Origin of the sequence: Sphingomonas sp. Leaf208 (assembly GCF_001421415.1) — a bacterium.
Taxonomy (GTDB): Bacteria; Pseudomonadota; Alphaproteobacteria; order Sphingomonadales; family Sphingomonadaceae; genus Sphingomonas.
In genome coordinates, this window is sequence record NZ_LMKH01000001.1 from 369,635 (window position 1) to 383,997 (window position 14,363).

A 14,363-nucleotide genomic window follows, 5' to 3' on the forward strand; every position below is an offset into this window, starting at 1 on the left:
GGGCCCAGTCTGGGCTCCCGCCTTCGCGGGAGAACAAGGAGGTGTGGGCTCCGGCTTCCTCAGACCGCTCGCGCGTAGACCGGGTCGTTGTGGAGGGTGGCGCCGACCGTGAATTGGCGGGCGCCGATTACTTTGAAGCCCTGGCGTTCGTAGAAGGCTCGGGCGCGGGTGTTCTGGTCCCATACGCCTAGCAGGACGCGGGTTCGGCCTGCCGCCGTGGCGTCTTCAAGGGCGCGCGCCATCAGGGCGGCGCCTAGGCCTGTGCCTTGAGCTTGCTTCATTAGGTAGATGCGGCGGAGTTCGATGTCCGCGGGGCCGGGCTCGATCGGGAAGTCCGGCGCGGTCAGCACCGTGTAGCCGATCGGTGCGTGGCCGGGCTCGTATTCGGCGAGCGTCACGATCGTCGTCGGATCGGCCAGCCACGTCTCGAACGTGGCGATGCTGTTCTTCATCGTACAGTGGGCGACGATGTCGACGCCTGACAGCACGGTCGCATAGGTATCGAGGAACGTGGCGGATGCGACGAGCGATAGCGCGGGCGCATCGCCCGGCCCGGCCCGTCGCAGCCGCCAAATCATCAGCCGACGATTTCTTCGGGCTTGAAGAAGTACGCGATCTCGATCTCGGCGTTCTCGTCCGAATCCGAACCGTGGACCGAGTTGGCTTCGATCGACTCGGCGAGTTCCTTGCGGATCGTGCCGGCGTCGGCGTTGGCGGGGTTGGTGGCGCCCATGATGTCGCGGTTGCGCTGCATCGCGTTCTCGCCTTCGAGAACCTGGACGACGACCGGGCCGGAGATCATGAACGAGACGAGCTCGCCGAAGAACGGACGCTCCTTGTGGACCGCGTAGAAGCCTTCGGCCTGCTCGCGGGTCATCTGGATGCGCTTCGAGGCGACGACGCGCAGGCCGGCTTCCTCGAGCATCTTGGTGACCGCACCGGTCAGGTTGCGGCGGGTTGCGTCGGGCTTGATGATCGAAAAGGTACGGTTCGCGGCCATGATGGTCACGGGCTCCTGTGTTGACGGTAATCGGATGCGCGGCGCTTAGGCGGGGCGCGGCGCTAAAGCAACCTATGCGGCCTGTTCCCAGCGGCCGGAGTCGTTCTGTTTCCAGTAGCGGCGCTCGACGTCGTCGCGGTCGGCTAGTGCCTTCCAGGCGAGGCGCGCTTCCTGGATCGCTTCGTCGTCGAAGAGGTGGAAGCCGCGGTCAAAGGTTAGGATAAGGTCACGCCAACGTCCGTCTACCACCGCGACGTTGCGGGCGGCATTTGCCGGGGCGGTTTCTTGTATATCTTGAGCAATTAGAATGGGTTGGGCGGTGTCGTCGTTGCTGCCGGCCTGGGCGTGGGGGAGGAAGCTCTCGGGGGCGTAGGACCAGAGGAGGCGGTCGAGCGCGACGCGTTGTTCTTCGGGTTCGGCTACGATCAGGAGGCGGCCGCCGGTTGCGACTACGCGTTCGGCGATGCGTGGGAGGACGCGGTCGAGGGGGCTGGTTAGGTGGTAGAAATCGACCTGCATGCTTACTCCCCTTCCGCTTGCGGGAGGGGTCGGGGGAGGGCTTTGCCTCGCTCGACGCCGCTCGCGGTTGGCCCCTCCCCTAACCCCTCCCGCAAGCGGGAGGGGAATTCATGGCCTCAGACCTCGAAGTTGTCCGCTACGAACTGGTCGAGCAGGCGGACGCCGTAGCCGGTTGCGCCCTTGTCGTGGTTGGTGCCCGGCTTGTCCGACCAGACCATGCCGGCGATGTCGAGATGCGCCCACTTCACGCCCTCGTCGACGAAGCGCTTGATGAACTGCGCGGCGGTGATCGAGCCGGCGCCGCGCGGGCCGACGTTCTTCATGTCGGCGATCGGCGTGTCGATCAGCTTGTCGTAGGCGGGCGACAGCGGGAAGCGCCACAGCGTGTCGCCGGTCGTCTTGCCGGCCGCGATCAGCTGGTCGGCGAGCGCGTCGTCGTTGGCGAAGATGCCGCCATTCTCGGTGCCGAGCGCGACGATCATCGCACCCGTGAGCGTGGCGAGATCGACGATCGTGGTCGGCTTGTGCGCCTGCTGTACCCAGGTGACGCAATCGCAGAGCACGAGGCGACCCTCGGCGTCGGTGTTGAGCACTTCGATGGTCTGGCCCGACATCGAGGTGATGACGTCGCTCGGACGCAGCGCGGCGCCGTCGGGCATGTTCTCGACCAGGCCCATCACGCCGACGACGTTTGCCTTCGCCTTGCGGCTGGCCAGCGCCTTCATCGCGCCGGCGACGGCGCCTGCGCCGCCCATGTCCCACTTCATGTCTTCCATGCCCGCGCCGGGCTTGATCGAGATGCCGCCCGAATCGAACGTCACGCCCTTGCCGACGAACGCGAGCGTCGGCGCATCAGCCCCTGCCCCGTTCCACTTGAGCGCGAGAATGCGTGCTTCACGGCGTGAACCCTGGCTGACGCCGAGCAGCGAGCCCATGCCAAGCTCGGTCATCTGCGCCTCGTCGAGCACGGTGATCTCGAGCCCGAGACCCTCGACGTCCTTCGTCACCTTCTCTACGAAGCTCTCGGGATAGACGACGTTCGGCGGCGAGGTGACCAGCCAGCGCGTCAGGTCGAGACCGCCGGTGACGGCGGACGCTTCGGCCCAAGCCGCATCGGTGCCGTCGGGCGCGCCGGCGATGGTGATCTCGGTCAGCGTCGGCTTCGATTTCTCGGCGAGCTTGGTGCGGTACGTGTCGTAGCGCCATGCGCGCTGGGCGGCGGCAGCGGCGAAGTGTGCGGCGGCCTTGGCGGTCGGCGTAGTACCAGCCGAGAGGTCGGCGACGACCGAGGTTGCGCCGGAAGTCAGCAGGCGTGCGGTGATCGCACCGCCGGCCTTCTCCCAATCGGCAGTCTCGCCCGCGCCCACTCCGACGAGCAGCACTTGGCGAACCGCACCGTCGACGGGCACGAACAGCTCGACGACCGAACCTGCTTCGCCCGCAAAGCGTGTCGCAGTCGCTGCGCTGGTCGCCACCGCCTCGCCATCACCGCCGATCGCGCTCCACGTGATCTTCGCTAAGCCGTCCTTTGCAACGGGGACGGCGAGGATCGGGGCGTTGGCGGGAACGGTCGGGGCGAAGACGATCTGCATGAAGAAACCTCGGGGAGCTTTTGAACGATAGGATGGGCTTGGCCCTAAGTTGATGCCGCGGGCTTGGCAAAGCAAGGTGGCGGCCTGTCATCTCACGGCGATTGCAGCGAAGCGCCGGTGATGCGATAGGCGGGCGCTATGGCGGCAAACGGCTGCCCAGTGCCAAAGGGGTTGGTTCGGATCGTGTTGCGTATCGACCTTTTGACGGGTTGCGCCCTTTCGCTCGCGTTGGCGACCGGACTAGCGGCTGCTCCTGCCCAGGCCCAGGACTTCCAGAACCGCCCGGTCGCGCCTCCGGTGCAGGACCCGCCCGTCGCCAACGCGTCGACCGCAACGCCGGCCGAAGACCAGGTGCAGTTCAGCTCCACCGCGCTGGAATACAACACCAACACCGATATCGTCACCGCGACGGGCGAAGTCCGCATGTTCAGGCAAGGCAGCCGCCTGCGCGCCGACAAGGTCGTCTGGAACCGCAAGACTGGCAAGGTCGTCGCGACCGGCAACATCGCGGTCACGAATCCCGAAGGCGACATCGCGTACGGGGACGAGATCAACCTGACCGATTCGCTGAAGGACGGCGTGGTCGACAACATGCTCGTCGTGCTCGAACAGGGCGGACGGCTTGCGGCGAAGCAGGGCACGCGCGACGCCGACGGCACGGTCAATTTGAAGACCGCCGCCTACACGCCCTGCAGCGTCACCAACACCGCCGGGTGCCCCAAGGAACCGACGTGGAAGATCACCGCGGTCCGCGTCACCTATCGCCCCGAGCGCAAGCGCATCTTCTACAAGGGCGCGCGGCTGCACTTGTTCGGCTTGCCGAGTCTGCCGCTACCCGAGTTCTCGAACCCGGTCGGTGGCGGCAGCGACAGTGGCCTGCTGTCGCCGAATGGCGGGTATAGCCGCGTCAACGGCGTCGAAGTCAGCGTCCCCTATTACTGGAAGCTCGCCCCGAACCAGGGGCTGGTCATCACGCCGCACATCTACAGCAGCGTGCTGCCGATGGCGCAGGTCGATTATTCCGCGCTCAATTCGAAGGGCGCGTTCAAGGTACGTGCCTACGCGACCGAAAGCCGGCGCAGCGACGACCTGACGACCGCCACCCCGACCGACACCAGCATGGCGTTCCGCGGCTATATCGACGGGATGGCGCGCTATCAGCTAACGCCGAACTGGACCGCGAGCGGGTCGCTCCGCCTGACGACCGACCGCACGTTCCTGCGCCGCTACGACATTTCGCGCGACGACCGGTTGCGCACCACCGCGAGCCTGGAGCGGATCGACGACAGCAGCTATTTCTCGCTGAGCGGCTGGTACGCACAGACGCTGCGCGTCGCGGACAGCCAGGGGCAGCAGCCGATCGCGCTGCCCGAGATCGATTATCGCAAGCGATTCAACGATGGCCTCGTCGGTGGCCGGTTCCAGCTCCAGCTGAACACGGTCGCGCTGACTCGCACCGATGGGCAGGACACGCAGCGCGCGTTCGCGAGCCTGCAATGGGATTTGCGCCGCTTCACGAACTGGGGCCAGGAAGTCACCTTCACCGCGTTCGCGCGGGGCGACCTGTACAACAGCAACGAGATCGATGCGACGATCAACCCGACCTATCGCGGGTTCGGCGGCTTCCGCCAGCGTGCCATCGGTGCGGCCGCAGTGGACGTGAAATGGCCGTTCATCGGCACGTTCCTAGGGGGTACGCAGCGCTTTACGCCGCAGGTGCAGTTCGTCGCAGCACCGAAGGTCGCCAATCTTTCGTTGCCGAACGAGGATTCGCGCGCCGTCGACCTGGACGACACCAACCTGTTCTCGCTCAACCGGTTCGCCGGCTATGATCGGTTCGAGGATTCGTCGCGCGTCACCTATGGTGGCGAATGGGCACTCGACCTGCCGGGGATCGCGTTCACGACCAATGTCGGCCAGAGCTATCGTGTCGACAAGCGGCCGACGATCCTGCCGGACGGTACCGGCCTCAGCGACCGGTTCTCCGACATCGTCGGGCGCAGCGAGCTTCGATTCCGTGACTTCGTCTCGATCGTCCACCGCTACCGGCTCGACAAGGATGGCTTCGCGATCCGCCGCAACGAGCTCGACGCCACGATCGGCTCGCGCGCGACCTATGTGCTGGTCGGGTATCTCAAGCTCAACCGCAACATCGATGCCTCGATCGAGGATCTGCGCGACCGCGAGGAAGTCCGCGTTGCCGGCCGGGTGCAGTTTGCGCGGTTCTGGTCAGCGTTCGGTTCGGGCGTGGTCGATCTGACCAACGCGTCGGAAGATCCTCTGTCCCGCAGCGATGGCTTCACGCCGATCCGCCACCGGCTGGGCGTCCAGTATGAGGACGACTGCCTGCGTCTCGGCGGAACGTGGCGGCGGACGTACAACGACACCGGCGACGCGCGGAAGGGCAACAGCTTCCTGTTGACGCTGGCCTTCACCAACCTCGGCCGCTAAGCCCGCGTTCAGCTAGTTTGAGGCAAACGTCGCCGGATATGCGCCGCCATGGCAATGACGGTGCGGATTACGGCGTGCGATGATGGGATACCGACACTTGAAGCATGATGTTCGACTGGCGGCGCGTGGCGGCCGTGTGATCGGTTCTGTGGTTCTGGCTGCGCTGGCGGCGGGCGCGATCGCTCAGGCGGTGCCTCCCAAGGCCGTGCAGGGCAAACGCGGCGCGCGACCTGCGCCGACCCAGCCGGCTCAGGCCCAGCCGGCCCAGGCCCAGCCGGCGCCCTCGGCTCCGGGGCAGACCGTCCAGGACCAGAGCGTGCCGGACAATACCGGTCTCGACATCCCGACCAACCTCCAGATCTTCGGCAAGGTCGATCCCAACGTCCGCAAGCCGACCGCGATCGTCAACGATACCGTCATTACCGGTACCGACGTCGACCAGCGCGTCGCCCTAGTGGCAATGGCGAACGAGGCGAAGCTATCGCCCGAAGATCGCGAGCGGCTGAAGCTGCAGGTCCTGCGCCAGTTGATCGACGAGACGCTCCAGATCCAGGAAGCGAAGACCGCCGACATCACGATTACCCCTGCCGAGCTGACGCAGAGCTATGACGGCGTATCGAAGCGCTTCAATCGTACGCCGGTCGCGATGCGCGCCTATCTGCGCGAATCGGGATCGTCCGAGCGGTCGCTGAAGCGCCAGATCGAGGGTGAGCTCGCCTGGCAGCGTTATCTGCGTCGCCGCGTCGAGCCGTTCGTCAACGTCGGCGACGAAGAGGTGAAGTCGATCATCGATCGTCTCCAGGCGGCCAAGGGCACCGACGAGTTCAACCTCAAGGAAATCTATCTCGCGGCGACCCCGGCGAACAGCCAGCAGGTCTATGCGAACGCCAAGCAGATCCTGCAGGAGATCCAGAAGGGCGCGCAGCCGTTCGAATATTACGCGCGGCAGTTCTCCGAGGCGTCGACGCGCGCGGTCGGTGGCGATCTTGGCTGGATCCGAGCGGCGACTTTGCCGGGGCAGTTGGCTGAGGCGGCTACGACGATGCAGGTCGGCCAGGTGGCTGGACCTATCGAGGTCTCCGGCGGCTATTCGATCCTGTACCTGACCGACAAACGGCAGGTGCTGACGGCCGATCCGCGTGATGCGAAACTCAGCCTGAAGCAGCTGACGTTGCGTTTCCCGCCGAACACCAACCAGGCACAGGCTTCTGCGCGTGCGCAGGCGTTTGCCAAGGCCACGCAGGAATTGCGTGGCTGTGGTACCGTCGAGAAGGTCGCGGCCGGGATCGGTGCTGACGTGGTCGACAACGACACGGTGCGGATCCGCGATTTGCCGCCGCAGCTTCAGGAAGTGATGCTGAAGCTCCAGGTCGGCGAGTCGAGCCCGCCGTTCGGGTCGGCCGAACAGGGCGTTCGCGCGCTGGTGCTCTGCGGTCGCGACGAGGCGGCTGGCGGTTCGGTGCCGAACTCCGAGCAGATCCAGGGGCAGCTCGAACAGCAGCGCGTCAATTTGCGCGCCCAACAGAAGCTGCGCGATCTGCGGCGTGACGCCGTGGTCGAATATCGGTGATCGGATCGTGAGCCGCACCCCGCCGCTGGCGGTGTCGATGGGCGATCCTGCCGGGATCGGGCCCGAGATCATCGCCAAGGCGTGGGATGCGCGCGAGACTCATGGCCTTCCGCCGTTCGTCGCGGTGGGCGATGCGCGGGCGATCGAGCGGGTCTGGGCCGGGCCGATCGCGAGGATTGCGGATATGGGCGCGGCAGCAGCCGTTTTTAGCGAGGCGTTGCCCGTCCTGACCGTAGGCGACGCGGGCGCGATCGTGCCGGGTGAGCCTGATGCGGACGGCGCGCGGTGTGCGCTGCATTCGCTGGAGTTGGCGGTGGGTCTCGTTCGCACCGGTGCCGCGCGGGCGCTGGTCACCGGACCCGTGTCGAAGTCGCAGCTGTACGCCATCGGCTTCACGCATCCGGGGCAGACCGAGTTCGTCGCCGAGCGCTACGGGGTTGCGGGCGATAATGCTGTGATGATGCTGGCGGGACCGTCGCTGAAGGTGGTGCCGATCACGACCCACGTGCCGTTGAAGGACGTTTCGGCTTTGCTGACGGTCGAACTGATCGTCGCCAAGGCGCGCGCGACTGCTCGGGGATTACTGCGAAACTTCGGGATCGAGAACCCGCGGCTGGCCTTTGCCGGCTTTAATCCGCATGCGGGTGAACAGGGTGCGCTCGGGCGCGAGGAGATCGAGATCATCGCGCCGGCGATTGCGATCCTTCGCGAAGAAGGCATCGATGCGACCGGGCCGTTTGCCGCGGACACGATGTTCCATCCGCGGGCGCGGGCGACCTATGATGTCGTGATGTGCTGCTATCATGATCAAGCGCTGGTGCCGCTCAAGACGATCCATTTCGACGAGGGCGTGAACATGACGCTGGGCCTGCCGATCGTGCGGACCTCGCCCGATCATGGCACGGCGTTCGCGATCGCGGGCAAGAATCTGGCCGAGCCCGGTGCGATGATCGCGGCGATCGCGATGGCGGGTGAAGCGGCGGACCGGCGCGCGCAGACCGCTGCCCAGTGGTGAGCGAGGCTGCATTGACGGAGCTTCCTCCGCTACGCGAGGTGATCGCGCGATATGGACTGAACGCGAGCAAGGCGCTTGGGCAGAATTTTCTGTTCAACGGGCAGTTGTTGAAGCGGATCGCGGCGGTGCCGGGCGACCTTCGGGATGCCGAGGTGCTCGAAGTTGGCCCCGGTCCTGGAGGCCTGACGCGCGCATTGCTCGCGGCGGGAGCGCGGGTGACGGCGATCGAGCGTGACCGGCGGTGCATTCCTGCGCTGGCGGAGCTTGGCGAGGCGTATCCGGGGCGGCTGCGGGTCATCGAGGGCGACGCGATGGAAGTAGACGCGCCGGCGTTGTTCGAGGGCAAGCCGCATATCGTGTCGAACCTGCCGTACAACATCGGCACGGCGTTGCTGGTCGGGTGGCTGTCGACGTCGTGGCTGCCGTGGTGGCAGTCTTGCACGCTGATGTTCCAGAAGGAAGTCGCCGAGCGGATCGTCGCGAAGACCAACGACGACCATTACGGGCGGCTGGCGGTACTGGCGCAGTGGCGCTCGACTGCGCGGATCGCGATGCCGGTTCATCGGTCGGCGTTCACACCGCCGCCGAAGGTTATGTCCGCGGTGGTGCATTTGACGCCGGTGGAGGCACCGGAAGGTGTGAATTTTGCGGTGTTGGAGCGGCTGACGGGCGCGGCCTTTGGGCAGCGGCGGAAGATGTTGCGGCAGAGTTTGAAGGGTGTGCCGGGCGCGCTCGATGCGCTGGAGCGGATCGGGGTGGAGGCTACGCGCCGGGCGGAGACGCTGTCGGTTGCCGACTTCACGGCGCTGGCGAAGGCGGTCGGCTGATCTTCCCCCTCCCTGGAAGGGAGGGGCCGGGGGTGGGTCGGCTTCCGTATGAGGTGACGTCGGCGACACGAGCGGGCCTACCCACCCCCTGCCCCTCCCTTTCAGGGAGGGGAGCGCTTTAGTCCTTGGCGGCGACCGGGGTCTTCTCGACCTGTGCGGTCGCGATCGGCGGGCCCTTGGCGATCACCGCCGCGAGTTGCGTCGCTTCGGGGCAGACACCCTTGCAGAGCGTGCGGATCTTCACGAGGTTGTCCTTCGCGCGGACCACGGCGCCCTTGGCGACTAGCGCCTCGCCCTGCCCCTTGAGCGCCACGACGTCGTTCGGCTCTAGCAGCAAGGCCTCGCGGTACAGGCGGATCGCCTTGCCTGGCAGGTCACGCGTTTCCGCGACGCGGGCGAGCAGCAGGAACGCGGCTCGGTTGCGCGGATCGACTGCGACCGACGTTTCGAGCACATCCGTGGCACCGTCTAGATTGCCAGCGGCGACCAGCGAACGACCCTGCGCCAACAACTGCATCGAGCGCGCGTCGATTTGGGCGTCGGGGCGCTGCCCGCTGAGCGACGTCGACACGCATACGACGGTCAGCGCGGCGGCAAGGGCAACGGACGAAAAACGCATCATCGTCTCCAGGCGGGATACAGGTTTGGCCGTGAGTTGAGCCATAGATCGGCTGGCTAGCACGCAGCCCGGAGGCGCGCGACAAAAAAGCCGTCGGTGCCGTCGCGGCCCGGTTCGAGGCGAACGCCGTGGCCGTGCTTCGCGCCGGCGGGAAGCGACAGGGCTTCCGTGGTCCAGCCGGGGTGTGCGTTCAGGAACCAAGTGACCTGTTCCGTCCCCTCGGCGTCGAGAAGGGAGCAGACGATGTAGACAAGCGCGCCGCCGGGCTTGACCAGCGTGGCGGCGACGGAAAGCACCTGCTGCTGCGTCGATTGCAGCCGCGAGACGCGGTCGGGGGTAAGCCGCCAGCGCGCTTCGGGGTTGCGCCGCCAGGTGCCGGTGCCCGAGCAGGGAGCGTCGACCAGCACGCCGTCGGCGCGACCGGCCCATTCGCTGAGCGCCTCGATCTCGCGCGTCGGGTTGAGCAGGCGGCTTTCGACGATCGTCGCTCCCGCTCGTGTAGCTCTCGGCGCGAGGCGAGAGAGGCGGTTGCGGTCGGTGTCGCAGGCGAGGATCACGCCTTCGTTCTTCATCGTTGCGGCCAACGCGAGCGTCTTGCCGCCGGCACCTGCGCAGAGATCGACGATCCGCTCGCCGGGCTCCGCCTGCATCGCGAGGCCGACGAGCTGGCTGCCTTCGTCCTGCACTTCGAGCGCGCCTTCGTTGAAGAGCGGTAGCGCTTCGACGTTGGTGCCTGTGGGGAGGCGGATGCCGTCTGGGGCGTGGGGGGTGGCTTCTGCTTCGGGGAGCGCGGCGAGGACGGTCGCGCGGTCGGAGATCAACGTGTTGACGCGCAGATCGAGCGTGGCGCGACCGGCTAGGTCGGTGAGTGCGGCGCCGTCTAGGCCGGAGGCGCGGAGGGCCTTGCTGAGCCACTGCGGGGCGACGCCGGCGCGGGCGCGGGGTTCATCCTTAGCGATCGGGGCGGGCGCGTGGGTGGAGCCGTCGAAGGTTGCGGCGACTTCCGGATCGGCGTCGGCGACTAGCAGCATGGCGGTGCGGCCGTTTTCGGGGCGGTCGCCGGCTTTGCGGATCGCGGCGTAGACGAGTTCGCGGACCGCGCGGCGGTCCTTGGAGCCGGCGTAACGGCGGGTTGCGAAGTAGCGGGCGATCAGCGTGTCGGCGGCGGCGCCGGACTCGCGGGCGGCGGCGATGATCTGGTCGAGGAGCTCGATCGCGGCTTGCGTGCGTGCGGGGGGAGTCACTTGTTGGCTCCCGACTTGGCTTGGGTTCGGGGGGAAGCTTGGTAAGGAGTGTTCGTCATCATCCCCTCCCCTAGCCCCTCCCGCGCGCGGGAGGGGAATAATTTCGGGGTTTGGGGCGAGTCGGGTGGTTAGCACCCTCTCCCTCCGTCATCCCGGCGGACGCCGGGACCCATGGACACGGCGTACCCGGCGATAGCGTGCAACCACCACCCAAACCGCAACCATGGGTCCCGGCGTTCGCCGGGATGACGAAAAATGAAATGAGAGCGTTGGATAAGAGGAGCGAGCGCGGATAGCGGAGATCCCCGCGAATAGTCGTGGGCTCTGGCCACGACGGCGATTATGGCGCCACGTAGCGACGGGAACGACGATCTCCCCTCCCTGAAAGGGAGGGGTTGGGGGTGGGTTGGTCCACTTTAGCCACCGACCGAGGAGCTTGCGGAAACCGACCCACCCCCGGCCCCTCCCTTTCAGGGAGGGGGGAAGTTTCGGCCTTTACCGCGTCGGGTAGTTCGGCGCTTCCCGCGTAATCGTCACGTCGTGGACATGGCTCTCCATCAAGCCTGCACCCGTAATCTGCACGAACTCCGCCCGCGCCTGGAGATCCGGGATCGTCGCCGAGCCCGTATACCCCATCGCCGCCTTGATGCCGCCGACCAGCTGGTGAACGACATCCCTCGCCGGGCCCTTGTACGCGACCTGCCCCTCGATGCCTTCGGGAACGAGCTTCAACTGGTCCTTGATGTCGCCCTGGAAATAGCGGTCCGCCGAGCCGCGGCCCATCGCGCCGACCGAGCCCATGCCGCGGTACGATTTGTAGGCGCGACCCTGGTACAGGAACGTCTCGCCCGGCGCCTCGTCGGTGCCGGCCAGCAGCGAGCCGATCATTACGGTCGACGCGCCCGCCGCGAGCGCTTTCGCCATGTCGCCCGAGGTACGAATGCCGCCATCGGCGATCACGGGGACGCCAGCCTTATGGCCCGCCTCGGCGCAATCCATCACGGCGGTCAACTGCGGCACACCGACGCCAGCGACGACGCGGGTGGTGCAGATCGAGCCGGGGCCGATGCCGACCTTGATGCCATCCGCGCCCGCACCGATCAGCGCGCGCGTCGCTTCGCCGGTTGCGACGTTGCCTGCCACCACCTGCACCGAGTTCGACAGCTTCTTCACGCGCTCCACCGCGCGACCGACGTCGCGGTTGTGGCCGTGCGCGGTGTCGATCACGATCAGGTCGCAGCCGGCGTCGACCAGCTGCTCGGTCCGGTCGAAGCCCTTGTCACCGACCGTCGTCGCCGCGGCCACGCGCAGGCGGCCCGCCTCGTCCTTGGTCGCATCCGGGAACATCACCGCCTTCTCGATGTCCTTGACGGTGATCAGGCCGACGCAGCGATACTGCGCATCGACCACCAGCAGTTTCTCGATGCGGCGGGCGTGGAGCAGGCGACGTGCCTCTTCCTTGCCGACTTCGGTCGAGACGGTGGCGAGGTTCTCGTGCGTCATAAGCTCGCTGACGGGTTGTTTCGGATCGCCCGCGAACCGCACGTCGCGGTTGGTTAGGATGCCGACGAGCTTGCCGTCCGCCTCGACCACCGGGATCCCGCTGATCCGGTGGCCCGACATGAGCGCTTGCGCCTCGCCGAGCGTGGCGGTCGGCTTGATCGTGATCGGGTTGACCACCATGCCCGACTCGAACCGCTTGACCTGGCGGACCGCGATGACCTGCTCCTCGACCGTCAGGTTGCGGTGGAGCACGCCGATGCCGCCGAGCTGCGCCATGACGATGGCCATGTCGGCCTCGGTGACGGTGTCCATCGCCGAGGACAGGATCGGGATGTTGAGCGCGATGCCGCGCGTCAGCTGAGTCCGGGTATCGGCCTGGCTTGGCAGCACGTCCGATTCCCCCGGATACAGGAGGACGTCGTCGAAAGTGAGGCCGAGGCGGATATCCATGAGAGCTGCCGTTCCTGGGTGTGAGGTGGCGCGCCATGTAACCAAAGGCGCGGCGTACGGCTAGGCCTGTCCTTCGCGCACGTGCTATAGCGGTGCGATACACGGATGGGGATTGTTCGATGGGCCTGATCGTTGCCGCGCTCCTGCTGGCGCTGGTGCTGCTGTACCTCTTCACCAGCATCAAGATCGTCCACCAGGGCTATCAATACACGATCGAGCATTTCGGCCGCTTCACCACGGTCGCGCGGCCCGGCTTCAATTTCTATCCCGCGTTCTTCTACCGCGTCGGGCGGAAGGTGAACATGATGGAGCAGGTGATCGACATACCCGGCCAGGAGATCATCACCAAGGACAATGCGATGATCTCGACCGACGGGGTCGTGTTCTTCCAGGTGCTCGACTCGGCGAAGGCGGCGTACGAGGTGTCGGACCTGTACCAGGCGCTGTTGCAGCTCACGACGACCAATCTGCGTACGGTGATGGGGTCGATGGACCTCGACGAAACGCTGTCGAAGCGCGACGAGATCAATGCGCGGCTGCTCAACGTGGTCGATCATGCGACGACGCCGTGGGGGGTGAAGATCACGCGGGTCGAGATCAAGGACATCCGTCCGCCGGCCGACATCGTGAATGCGATGGGGCGGCAGATGAAGGCGGAGCGCGAGAAGCGGGCTAACATTCTCGATGCGGAAGGTTCGCGGGCGTCCGAGATTTTGCGCGCCGAGGGGCAGAAGCAGGCGCGCATCCTCGAGTCTGAGGGGCGCAAGGAATCGGCCTTCCGCGATGCCGAGGCGCGCGAAAGGGCGGCTGTGGCGGAGGCTTCGGCGACGCGCGCGGTGTCTCAGGCGATCGAGGAGGGTGGCGCGCAGGCGATCAATTACTTCATCGCGCAGAAATATGTCGAGGCGATCGGCAAGTTCGCGACCTCGCCCAATGCGAAGACGATCCTGTTCCCGGTGGAGGCTACGCAGTTGATGGGGACGCTTGGGGGGATTGGCGAGCTGGCTAAGGATGCGTTGCGCGATGCGGTCGCGTCGCCGCCGGCCAAGCCTGAACCGCGGAAGGGTCCGTTCGAGTTGCCGAAAAGCTGATGGACGCAATCGGGGCGGCCGGCGCGTGGCTGATCGCGGCGCTGGTGCTGGGGATCACCGAGCTGGCGGGGCCGGGGGTGTTCCTGGTGTTCCTCGCCATCGCTGCGGCGGTGACAGGGGTAGCGGTGTACGTGTTGCCGGATCTGCCGGTGGCGGCGCAGTTGGCCGCATTTGCGGTGTGGAGCGCGGTGACGGTGCTGATTGGTAAGCGCTGGTATCGGGATTATCCGGTCGAGGGCGGGGATCCGATGTTGAATGATCGGTCTGCTCGGCTGGTGGGTCAGGTTGTGGTGGTGGAGACTGCGCTGGTTGGCGGGCGTGGTCGAGTGCTGGTGGGCGACGGAAGTTGGCCGGCTCGGGGTGAAGATGCCGCGGTTGGAGTGCGGGTTCGCGTTGCTGCGGTTGTCGATGGCGAGGTGGTGGTGGAGTCTCTCTAAACCCTCTCCCTTCAGGGGAGAGGGAAGCCGCATAGCGGCGAGGGT

Annotated in this window: 13 protein-coding genes; 6 read left to right on the forward strand and 7 right to left on the reverse strand. The window is 66.5% G+C overall.

The genetic code is table 11. The features are described from left to right. Positions 1 to 59: 59 nt before the first annotated feature. The 4 genes from ASE69_RS01475 to ASE69_RS01490 form a co-directional block, all read right to left on the reverse strand. Positions 60 to 578 carry a GNAT family N-acetyltransferase gene (locus tag ASE69_RS01475; protein ID WP_056481907.1) on the reverse strand — a complete coding sequence of 173 codons (519 nt, stop codon included), beginning with the start codon at positions 576 to 578 and terminating at the stop codon, positions 60 to 62. Continuing rightward, complete coding sequence (gene ndk, locus ASE69_RS01480; protein WP_056058698.1) at positions 578 to 1,000, reverse strand: nucleoside-diphosphate kinase; 423 nt, start codon at positions 998 to 1,000, stop codon at positions 578 to 580. The genes ASE69_RS01475 and ndk overlap by 1 nt, the downstream gene beginning before the upstream one ends. A 72-nt stretch (positions 1,001 to 1,072) precedes the next feature. Next, the gene (locus ASE69_RS01485) at positions 1,073 to 1,519 is read right to left on the reverse strand and encodes a DNA polymerase III subunit chi (RefSeq protein WP_056481910.1); all 447 of its coding nucleotides are present in this window, start codon (positions 1,517 to 1,519) and stop codon (positions 1,073 to 1,075) included. A 116-nt stretch (positions 1,520 to 1,635) separates the two neighbouring features. Continuing rightward, on the reverse strand, positions 1,636 to 3,111 hold the full coding sequence (locus tag ASE69_RS01490) for a leucyl aminopeptidase (RefSeq protein ID WP_056481914.1): 1,476 nt from the start codon (positions 3,109 to 3,111) through the stop codon (positions 1,636 to 1,638). Positions 3,112 to 3,294: 183 nt separating this feature from the next. On the opposite strand from ASE69_RS01490, the gene ASE69_RS01495 reads away from it, so the two are divergent. The 4 genes from ASE69_RS01495 to rsmA all read left to right on the forward strand — a co-directional run bounded on the left by ASE69_RS01495 (position 3,295) and on the right by rsmA (position 8,974). Then, a complete protein-coding gene (locus ASE69_RS01495; RefSeq protein WP_056482960.1) occupies positions 3,295 to 5,562 on the forward strand; it encodes an LPS-assembly protein LptD in 2,268 nt (755 codons plus the stop codon). Positions 5,563 to 5,641: 79 nt separating this feature from the next. After that, positions 5,642 to 7,132, forward strand: a complete 1,491-nt coding sequence (locus ASE69_RS01500) for a peptidylprolyl isomerase (protein ID WP_414882794.1) — start codon at positions 5,642 to 5,644, stop codon at positions 7,130 to 7,132. A 7-nt stretch (positions 7,133 to 7,139) separates the two neighbouring features. Further along, positions 7,140 to 8,147 (forward strand): 4-hydroxythreonine-4-phosphate dehydrogenase PdxA, encoded by a 1,008-nt coding sequence (gene pdxA / locus ASE69_RS01505; protein WP_082452804.1) that lies wholly within the window; start codon positions 7,140 to 7,142, stop codon positions 8,145 to 8,147. An 11-nt stretch (positions 8,148 to 8,158) separates the two neighbouring features. Beyond that, entirely contained in the window at positions 8,159 to 8,974 is an 816-nt protein-coding gene (rsmA, locus tag ASE69_RS01510) for a 16S rRNA (adenine(1518)-N(6)/adenine(1519)-N(6))-dimethyltransferase RsmA (RefSeq protein WP_056482966.1), read from the forward strand. A 118-nt stretch (positions 8,975 to 9,092) separates the two neighbouring features. Here the strand turns inward: rsmA and ASE69_RS01515 are convergent, their stop codons facing one another. From ASE69_RS01515 to guaB, 3 genes are all read right to left on the reverse strand, one after another. Further along, a complete protein-coding gene (locus tag ASE69_RS01515; RefSeq protein WP_200924088.1) occupies positions 9,093 to 9,593 on the reverse strand; it encodes a tetratricopeptide repeat protein in 501 nt (166 codons plus the stop codon). 56 nt (positions 9,594 to 9,649) lie between these two features. Next, entirely contained in the window at positions 9,650 to 10,837 is a 1,188-nt protein-coding gene (locus ASE69_RS01520) for an RsmB/NOP family class I SAM-dependent RNA methyltransferase (protein ID WP_056481920.1), read from the reverse strand. 495 nt (positions 10,838 to 11,332) lie between these two features. After that, positions 11,333 to 12,790 (reverse strand): IMP dehydrogenase, encoded by a 1,458-nt coding sequence (gene guaB / locus ASE69_RS01525; RefSeq protein ID WP_056048837.1) that lies wholly within the window; start codon positions 12,788 to 12,790, stop codon positions 11,333 to 11,335. Positions 12,791 to 12,909: 119 nt separating this feature from the next. Between guaB and ASE69_RS01530 the strand changes: the two genes are divergently transcribed. Beyond that, positions 12,910 to 13,881 (forward strand): SPFH domain-containing protein, encoded by a 972-nt coding sequence (locus tag ASE69_RS01530; protein WP_056048835.1) that lies wholly within the window; start codon positions 12,910 to 12,912, stop codon positions 13,879 to 13,881. Further along, positions 13,881 to 14,318 carry an NfeD family protein gene (locus ASE69_RS01535; protein ID WP_056481923.1) on the forward strand — a complete coding sequence of 146 codons (438 nt, stop codon included), beginning with the start codon at positions 13,881 to 13,883 and terminating at the stop codon, positions 14,316 to 14,318. The genes ASE69_RS01530 and ASE69_RS01535 overlap by 1 nt, the downstream gene beginning before the upstream one ends. Positions 14,319 to 14,363: the final 45 nt, after the last annotated feature.

Bases quoted from the DNA above. Each gene is read 5' to 3' on its own strand.
- ASE69_RS01515 (WP_200924088.1), bottom strand. From the start codon at position 9,593: ATGCGTTTTTCGTCCGTTGCCCTTGCCGCCGCGCTGACCGTCGTATGC.
- ndk (WP_056058698.1), bottom strand. From the start codon at position 1,000: ATGGCCGCGAACCGTACCTTTTCGATCATCAAGCCCGACGCAACCCGC.
- ASE69_RS01500 (WP_414882794.1), top strand. From the start codon at position 5,642: ATGATGGGATACCGACACTTGAAGCATGATGTTCGACTGGCGGCGCGT.
- ASE69_RS01475 (WP_056481907.1), bottom strand. From the start codon at position 578: ATGATTTGGCGGCTGCGACGGGCCGGGCCGGGCGATGCGCCCGCGCTA.
- ASE69_RS01535 (WP_056481923.1), top strand. From the start codon at position 13,881: ATGGACGCAATCGGGGCGGCCGGCGCGTGGCTGATCGCGGCGCTGGTG.
- ASE69_RS01490 (WP_056481914.1), bottom strand. From the start codon at position 3,111: ATGCAGATCGTCTTCGCCCCGACCGTTCCCGCCAACGCCCCGATCCTC.
- guaB (WP_056048837.1), bottom strand. From the start codon at position 12,790: ATGGATATCCGCCTCGGCCTCACTTTCGACGACGTCCTCCTGTATCCG.
- ASE69_RS01485 (WP_056481910.1), bottom strand. From the start codon at position 1,519: ATGCAGGTCGATTTCTACCACCTAACCAGCCCCCTCGACCGCGTCCTC.
- ASE69_RS01530 (WP_056048835.1), top strand. From the start codon at position 12,910: ATGGGCCTGATCGTTGCCGCGCTCCTGCTGGCGCTGGTGCTGCTGTAC.